The sequence below is a fragment of the Gemmatimonadaceae bacterium genome (assembly GCA_036273715.1).
Lineage (GTDB): Bacteria > Gemmatimonadota > Gemmatimonadetes > Gemmatimonadales > Gemmatimonadaceae > JADGGM01.
On record DASUHB010000032.1, the window covers coordinates 1 to 6766 of the forward strand.

General features: G+C 63.0%; 8 protein-coding genes. 7 read left to right on the forward strand and 1 reads right to left on the reverse strand.

The genetic code is table 11. From position 1 onward, the window contains the following. The 7 genes from VFW04_06560 to VFW04_06590 all read left to right on the forward strand — a co-directional run. Window positions 1-280 (forward strand): hypothetical protein (locus VFW04_06560; protein HEX5178971.1); only part of this gene is annotated, 280 nt, incomplete at its 5' end. After that, a complete protein-coding gene (locus tag VFW04_06565; GenBank protein ID HEX5178972.1) occupies window positions 267-635 on the forward strand; it encodes a type II secretion system protein in 369 nt (122 codons plus the stop codon). The genes VFW04_06560 and VFW04_06565, both read left to right, overlap by 14 nt. Beyond that, on the forward strand, window positions 622-1152 hold the full coding sequence (locus VFW04_06570) for a prepilin-type N-terminal cleavage/methylation domain-containing protein (GenBank protein ID HEX5178973.1): 531 nt from the start codon (window positions 622-624) through the stop codon (window positions 1150-1152). The genes VFW04_06565 and VFW04_06570 overlap by 14 nt, the downstream gene beginning before the upstream one ends. A gap of 296 nt (window positions 1153-1448) precedes the next feature. Continuing rightward, a complete protein-coding gene (locus tag VFW04_06575) occupies window positions 1449-2078 on the forward strand; it encodes a hypothetical protein (GenBank protein ID HEX5178974.1) in 630 nt (209 codons plus the stop codon). Beyond that, complete coding sequence (locus VFW04_06580; protein ID HEX5178975.1) at window positions 2075-3253, forward strand: hypothetical protein; 1179 nt, start codon at window positions 2075-2077, stop codon at window positions 3251-3253. The genes VFW04_06575 and VFW04_06580 overlap by 4 nt, the downstream gene beginning before the upstream one ends. Next, entirely contained in the window at window positions 3250-3846 is a 597-nt protein-coding gene (locus VFW04_06585) for a GspMb/PilO family protein (protein HEX5178976.1), read from the forward strand. Before VFW04_06580 ends, VFW04_06585 begins: the two co-directional genes overlap by 4 nt. A gap of 478 nt (window positions 3847-4324) precedes the next feature. Further along, window positions 4325-5782: a secretin N-terminal domain-containing protein gene (locus VFW04_06590; GenBank protein HEX5178977.1), complete on the forward strand. Its 1458-nt coding sequence runs from the start codon at window positions 4325-4327 to the stop codon at window positions 5780-5782. A 35-nt stretch (window positions 5783-5817) separates the two neighbouring features. Here VFW04_06590 and VFW04_06595 read toward each other — a convergent pair whose 3' ends face one another. Continuing rightward, window positions 5818-6282, reverse strand: coding sequence for a hypothetical protein (locus tag VFW04_06595; protein HEX5178978.1), 465 nt, complete (start codon window positions 6280-6282; stop codon window positions 5818-5820). Between the last annotated feature and the right edge of the window lie 484 nt (window positions 6283-6766).

Consider the following 6766-nt stretch of genomic DNA (forward strand, 5'->3'; position numbering starts at 1 on the left):
CCTAGTCGAGCTCTTGGTGGTGCTCGTGCTCTTGAGCATTATGGCGGGAGTGGTCGGTCTTGGCGTCCATTCGGCGCGATTCTTACCGATTGTCGACGCAGAACATCTTGCCGCGATTCAGGCACGCGACTCAGCCATTCGCTTCGGCCATCCCGTCTCCATAGCAATTGCTACGGACTCTCAGCCGTCATTCGTCACAGCTCTCCCTGATGGCCGCCTCGCCGTCGACACGCGACTCAATATAGATCCGTTGACTGGAGGACGGAATGCGTCTCGGTGAGTTAGGCGTTAGGCGCGGGATGGTGCTGCTAGAAGCGATCGTCGCTCTGACCATTCTCGCAGTTGCGGGCGGCACCGCACTGACACTCGCGGCGAGCTCGCTTGCCGCGATCGACCGCGCGGCCAAAACAGATCAGGCGAGCCAGCGTGCGAGTCGCTTCCTCGACGCCGTGTCGCTCTGGCCGCGCGCGGACCTCGATCGCCACTTCGGCATTAGGCACGAAGGATCCTGGCTACTCGACATTGGTCGACCGTCGTCGACCCTGTATGTCGTCTCGCTGAGCGACTCAGCGACGGGACGAGTTCTTTTTGCGACGTCGTTCTTTCGTCCCGAGGTCGCGCATGCGGCGCCTTGACGGTTTCACACTAATTGAAGTGCTCGTCGCACTCCTTGTGGGGGCGATGGTGCTGGCGGGCGTACGAGCCGTTCTCGAAGCGTTAGGCGACAGTTCAGAAATCGCCGAAGCGGCTACCGCTTCGATGGATCGCCGAGCAACCGGTGAGGATTTGTTGCGCCGCTTGGCTGAGCGCCTCGACAACGCGACGCCAGGCGCGACGCCGTTCGTCGGAACGCAGCGAGTTACCCAGTTCTCGTCGTGGTGCGAAGTACCGCGCGGCTGGCTCGAGCGCTGCACGATCGTTCTTGCCTTCGACACGATTGGATCGGGGCCAGCACTGGTCGCAAGAATCGGCGATTCGATTCGGATTCCGCTGGTCACTGGTTTTGCACAGGGGTCGTTTCGGTATCTGGAAAGCGCGGACAACGGTGGCGCGTGGGAGCGGGTCTGGGGGCGCGGCGTGGGCGCGCCTCTGGCCATCGTTGTCATCGTCGATCGTGATACGGTTATTGTGCCAGTCGGCGAACGCGGGTGAGCGAGAGCCGCCGCGGCTTTGTACTCATCGCCGTGCTATGGGCGATGGTCGGCGTGAGCGCACTGAGTATCGGCATCGCGCTCATTGCGAGACGTGCGTCCGGTGGTGCGCGCAATCGCATTGCTGAGCGAGTTGCGGCATGGAACGCTCGAGATTGCCTTGCGCGTGCGCGAGCGACGATTGCATCGGCCATGCTAAGTGATAGCGCATCAACTGGCGACACGGCGGCGTGGCGGGATCTCGGACAGCTGCTTGCGACGGCTGCGCTCCACCAAACGACTGACTGCACGATCGAGATGCGCGCGGCCGGACAGGGGCTCGACGTGAACGCGGCCGACAGCGCGACATTGTCTCGACTGCTGCTTTCTATGGGAGTCGATCACTTCGCCGCCGATTCGTTGGTAGACGCGATCCTGGATTGGCGCGACAGCGACGATCAAGCCAGGCCGCTTGGCGCCGAGCGATGGTGGTACATCCAGCATCGGCTCTCTCTCCCACGAAATGGACCCTTCGAGAACTCCCACGAACTCGATCTCGTGCGTGGTGCTGCGTCCGCTCCGGGTCTCGACACACTGTTAGGCACGGAGAGAGGACGCGTCGCTTTGAACGAGGCTCCCCTCCCGGTGGTGGCGGCGCTCCCAGGATTCACTCGTGAGGCGGTGGCGCTCGTCGAAGAACATCGGACGCGTCGGGTCCCGATAGCTGATCTGCTCACCTTCGCGGGCGAACTCTCACCGGCGGCGCGTGACACCTTACAGTCGCACTACAGCGATCTCGTTCAGCTCACTACGACGACGCCAGACGCATGGGTTCTCACGAGCCGAGGGACTTCAGGCGCGCCGCCAATTACGGCGGCGATTGAGTTGCGTTTGCTTCGAGCAGGTTCGCGCGCCGCCATCGTCCGGCAACGGACTTGGATCGAATGACGTCGATTCTCGGATTGGCGGTTTCGAGAACGCGTGTAAGCGCGGTGTTCCTGCGCGGCGGTGTCGTAGCTTGGAGTGAAGCTCGCTGCTGTGATGCGCGCGACCGCTCCGATCGGATCGCCGACTTGCTCGCCGCATGCCCGCGTTCGCGTTGGTCGCCTAAGCGAATGATCGCTGCTATAGGGCCAAGCGGCGTTCAGGTCAGGCGCCTGAGCGAGGTGCCGGATGCACTGGATCGGAAGGCGCTAGCCGCAGTCGTGCGCGAAAGCGTCAGCCGATTCTTTCTCAAGAGCGGCGTTCCCCTCGAAACGGCCTGCGGGCGTAGTACAGACGGCGCGTTATGGGCGGCCGCTTATGACTCCACCTTGCTTGCAGAAATAGATGAAGCGTGTCGATCGGCAGGATGGCGTCTCGACGCGGTGATACCCATGGCATCTGCGCTCGGGCTGGCGACGCACGACCAATCAGTGATCTGGGAAGATGACGACCTCCGTCTCGAGCTAACGTACTCTGATGGTGAGCTGATGCATGCGCGCTGCTCACGGGCTGGCACCGCGTCGTCTTCTTCCACGCCGCAGCCCACTCGAGCATTCATGAACGCCGGCATCGAAGCAGCCGACTTCTTGCCGGCCTACTCGGCGACGCAGGTGCGCTGGCGGGCGCCTCTTCTCCTGAAACGGTCCATCCCGTTAGGCAGCGCACCATCACGAACGCATATGGCAGTAGCGGCACTCTTGTGTTTCCTGGCGTTCTTGTTCTTGTGGATTGCGCCGGCCGTTGTAAGTACGGCGCGCGTCTATCGCGCCCGACGGGAGCTCTCCGCACTCGCGCCGCGACTGGCGACAGCTCACCGCCGGGAGATGGCGCTCGATAGCGTCAGCGAACGACTAAGCGCCGTCAACACATTTGAGATCCGAAGGCGCTCCTTGACGTTGTTGCTTGCGGAGATGACTCGAGCCCTTCCCGACAGCTGCGTTATTCTCGAGATGCGGCTCGTCGACAGCGCGGATGGAACGATCGTGGCGGCTGCGCCGCAGGCATCGGATGTCGTCGACGCGCTGGAGCGCGTCCCCGACATCAGTGCTCCGGCTATCGCCGGGCCGGTCGCAAGCATTTCGTTAGGAGGGAGACCACTCGAGCGCCTGTCCGCGACATTTCGCTTGAACGCGCCATGAAGGTCAGCTCGATTCTCCCTGAAATGACCAACCGTGACCGACGCGCACTCGCCGTTGGCGCGGTCAGCATCGCAGCGATGATCGCATTCGTGAAGGTCGTTCCCAGTTTGCGACGCTGGGACGATCGCCTCGAGTTGCGTCAAGCCCTGCTCACGCGCCAGGTGAGCGCTGCTCGGCAGCTTTTAGGCCATGATCGGGCGATGCGTGACTCGCTGAGCGCTCGCAGTCGAGCGCTCGAGGGTGTCGAGGTTGGTCTGTTGCGGGCCGAAAGCAAGTCGGCTGCGGAGGCAGCCTTGGCATCGCTCGTATCCGCAACTGCGGCAGCAGCCGGCGTCAAGATTGATGCGCTCGCGCTGGACGCCGATGTTGACGATGGTGTCGAACTCGTAACCGTGAGCGGCGGAGCCACCGGTGACATCGCGGGCGTGGCGCAGTTCATCTCGGCGCTCGAGGCAGAGCGTGCTCGTCTCGCACTCCGCTCAATGTCGATCAGACCGTCGGATGTGGCGACGGTAGACACTCGTGCGGAAAGCTTGCGGCTCGAATTCACTGTTCAGGCTCAGGTCCGAACTGCCGCACGGAGTGTCCGATGAATCCGTGGGCTATTGCACGGCTCGTTCTCTGGGTGCTTTGTGGGACGCTCGTCGTCGCCGCCACAGCGCGCGCTTACGGGAGTGCACGAGAACCAGCCTCACCGGCGCCACCTCTCCCCAACATTACTTCACCAGTCGCGTCGATAGCCGCTGACTCACTCTCGTCGCTCGCAGATAGAATCGTGGAAGGCGACATCTTTCGGCTCAGCCGCCGCCCTGCGTCGGTTGTCTTTGGCTCCAGTGCGACCAACGACTCACCGGCTGCAAAGCCCCCGAAGCCATCGTTGGTGCTTACCGGAACGATCGGTGGTCCGCCATGGCTCGGCATCCTCGACGGTGTTCCCGGCCACGATCGAAGCGTGCTCGTACACGCACGAGATACCGTCGCAGGTTTGCGGGTTCGCAGCATATCGGCAAACCGGATCGTGATCGTCGGATCGGACACAACCTGGCGCCTAACGGTGCGGCGCGCGTGGCCATGACCGTTCGATGCTGGATCGCGCTCGCAGCGTTCCTGGCTTTGCCTTTCGATGCCGGTGCCCAACGCTCGGACAGTCTGGTGACGTGGCGCGGCGACAGCGTCAGCATTCACTTCGTGGATGCAGATCTGCGTGCCGCCGTCGAGGCGCTCGCTCCGTTCTTGGACCGTCCGGTGGCGTTCGGCAGCGCCGTTCCTGCCGCGCGCGTTACGCTCGAGACTCCGCACGCCGTCCTGAAAAGCGAGATTCCCGACCTGCTCACTGGCCTTCTGGCGAGTCAAAACCTGCAGCTGGCGCGAGATTCGGCGTTATACCGTGTGGAGGCGAAGAGCGTCGCAGTGCCACCAACGCCTAACACAGGAGCACTCGCGGCGGTCCAGTTTTTCATCATTCACTTGCGACACGCACGCGCGGCGGATGTCGCAGCGACCGTCAATGCGCTGTATGGCCGCGGCAGCGCGCTCGGGGAGCTTGGGAGCGATCGCCCAGCGACGCTCGACCAGCAGCTGCAGTCCACACAGATCCCGCCGGCCGGCTCGCAGAACGCGCCCGTCCCGACTGCAGCTGGGCGAAACGCGACGCTCTCCGGCGATGTGACGATAGTCCCCGATCCGCGGAGCAATAGTCTCCTGGTCAGAGCGAGCCAGAGCGATTTCGACCTGATAACCGCGGCAGTAAACGCGCTTGATACGCGTCCGCTGCAGGTATTGATCGAAGTGGTCATCGCCGAGGTGCAGAAGGATCGCAGCCTGGCGTTCGGCGTCGATGCAACTTTGCCACCGACGAAGGTCGGTTCGACCCGAACCGTGGTCAACGGCTCACAAGTCGGCGCCGGCCTAACCGACGTCATCCTGCACGCGTCGCATTTCACGCATCTCGACATCGACGCCACGCTCACTGCCGCCGCCGAACGAGGCGATGTGCGCATCCTCAGCAAGCCAATTCTCATCGCGGCAAACAACCAACCGGCAACCATCAACGTCGGAAGCCAACGCCCATTCGTCCAGCTGTCTCGTACGCTCGCCACCGACAACTCGGCGCGCGACCAGGTGGTGCAGTACATGGATGTCGGTACCAAGCTCACGGTGCTGCCAACGATCAGTCCCGATGGATACGTCGGCCTCGAGGTCACCCAGGAGGTGGACAATGCAACGAGCGAGATCGCGTTCGACGCGCCGGTGATTTCTACCCGATCTGTTCAGACGCAGTTGCTGCTCAAGGACGGGCAAACGGTGGCGCTCGGTGGCCTAACGGATGTCGAGCATGATGCATCGCAGGGCGGCATCCCGCTGTTGTCCAGCATTCCGCTCATCGGCGGACTGTTCGGGCATGTCAGCCGCGAGACGACGTCGACGGAGCTGTACCTCTTTCTCACGCCGCACGTGCTGCATACAGACGCTGATGCAGATAGCGCGACGGCCCCACTCATCAAACGCGCACATCCGGAGCAGCCATGATCGAGCACGAGCTGGCGGACCTCATCGTTGGGAGCTCACCCGTCATGCGCCGCTTGCGTGAGACCATCGCGAGCGTTGGACCGACTCGCCTCCCCGTCTTGATACTTGGACCGACGGGTGCGGGCAAAGAGTTGGTTGCGCACGGCCTCCATCTCGCAAGCGGGCGATCCGGCGCCTTCGAGCCGTGCAATGTCAGCACGCTCAGCCCGGCGCTTTTCGAGAGCGTCGTCTTCGGCCACGTCCGTGGCGCATTTACGGGAGCTGTTCATACTTCCTGCGGACACCTGGTCAAGGCGAACGGCGGCACGATGTTCTTTGACGAAATTGGCGCACTCGCGCTGGAAACTCAACCAAAGCTGCTCCGTGCGCTCGATGGTTATGGATTTCGACCAGTTGGCGCCGCGCGAGATTGCGCCAGTGATTTTCGCCTTGTCAGCGCGACGAACGAGGACCTCCCGGCAATGGTGAACACAGGCCGGTTCCGGCTCGACTTGTGGCATCGATTGGCCGGCGTCACCCTCCGTGTGCCATCGCTTTCGGCTCGTCTCGAGGACTTGCCCGAGCTCACCGAGCACCTGCTCGCTAGCCGCAGCGCCGGAAACGCCAAGCGACGACAGGTGACCGGGGATGCGTTAGGGGCGCTGCACCGTCATACATGGCGCGGAAACGTACGCGAGCTTGCGATAACGCTCGAGCGCGCGTGCTCATTCTCGCACGGAGGCGCGATCGACGCCGCTCATATCGAGGCAGCCATCGACCACTTCGACGGCATCGCTCGTACGCATGCCTTACGAAAGGTTGGGCATCAGCGATTGCTTGCCGCCTTGCGCGAGACGGGCGGCGACACGCTCCGAGCGGCGCATCTGTTAGGCATTAGCCGGCCTACAGTTTACCGCCAGCTGCAGTCACTCGGCATGACGGCGCGGGGGTGGCGGGATACTATCAAAACAGACTGCGCTTGGGGTGAGAGCTCAAGCGTTCAAG

Coding starts and splice junctions, on each gene's coding strand:
- VFW04_06595 (HEX5178978.1), bottom strand. CDS start 6,282: ATGCCACAAGTCGAGCCGGAACCGGCCTGTGTTCACCATTGCCGGGAG.
- VFW04_06570 (HEX5178973.1), top strand. CDS start 622: ATGCGGCGCCTTGACGGTTTCACACTAATTGAAGTGCTCGTCGCACTC.
- VFW04_06580 (HEX5178975.1), top strand. CDS start 2,075: ATGACGTCGATTCTCGGATTGGCGGTTTCGAGAACGCGTGTAAGCGCG.
- VFW04_06565 (HEX5178972.1), top strand. CDS start 267: ATGCGTCTCGGTGAGTTAGGCGTTAGGCGCGGGATGGTGCTGCTAGAA.
- VFW04_06585 (HEX5178976.1), top strand. CDS start 3,250: ATGAAGGTCAGCTCGATTCTCCCTGAAATGACCAACCGTGACCGACGC.
- VFW04_06590 (HEX5178977.1), top strand. CDS start 4,325: ATGACCGTTCGATGCTGGATCGCGCTCGCAGCGTTCCTGGCTTTGCCT.
- VFW04_06575 (HEX5178974.1), top strand. CDS start 1,449: ATGCGCGCGGCCGGACAGGGGCTCGACGTGAACGCGGCCGACAGCGCG.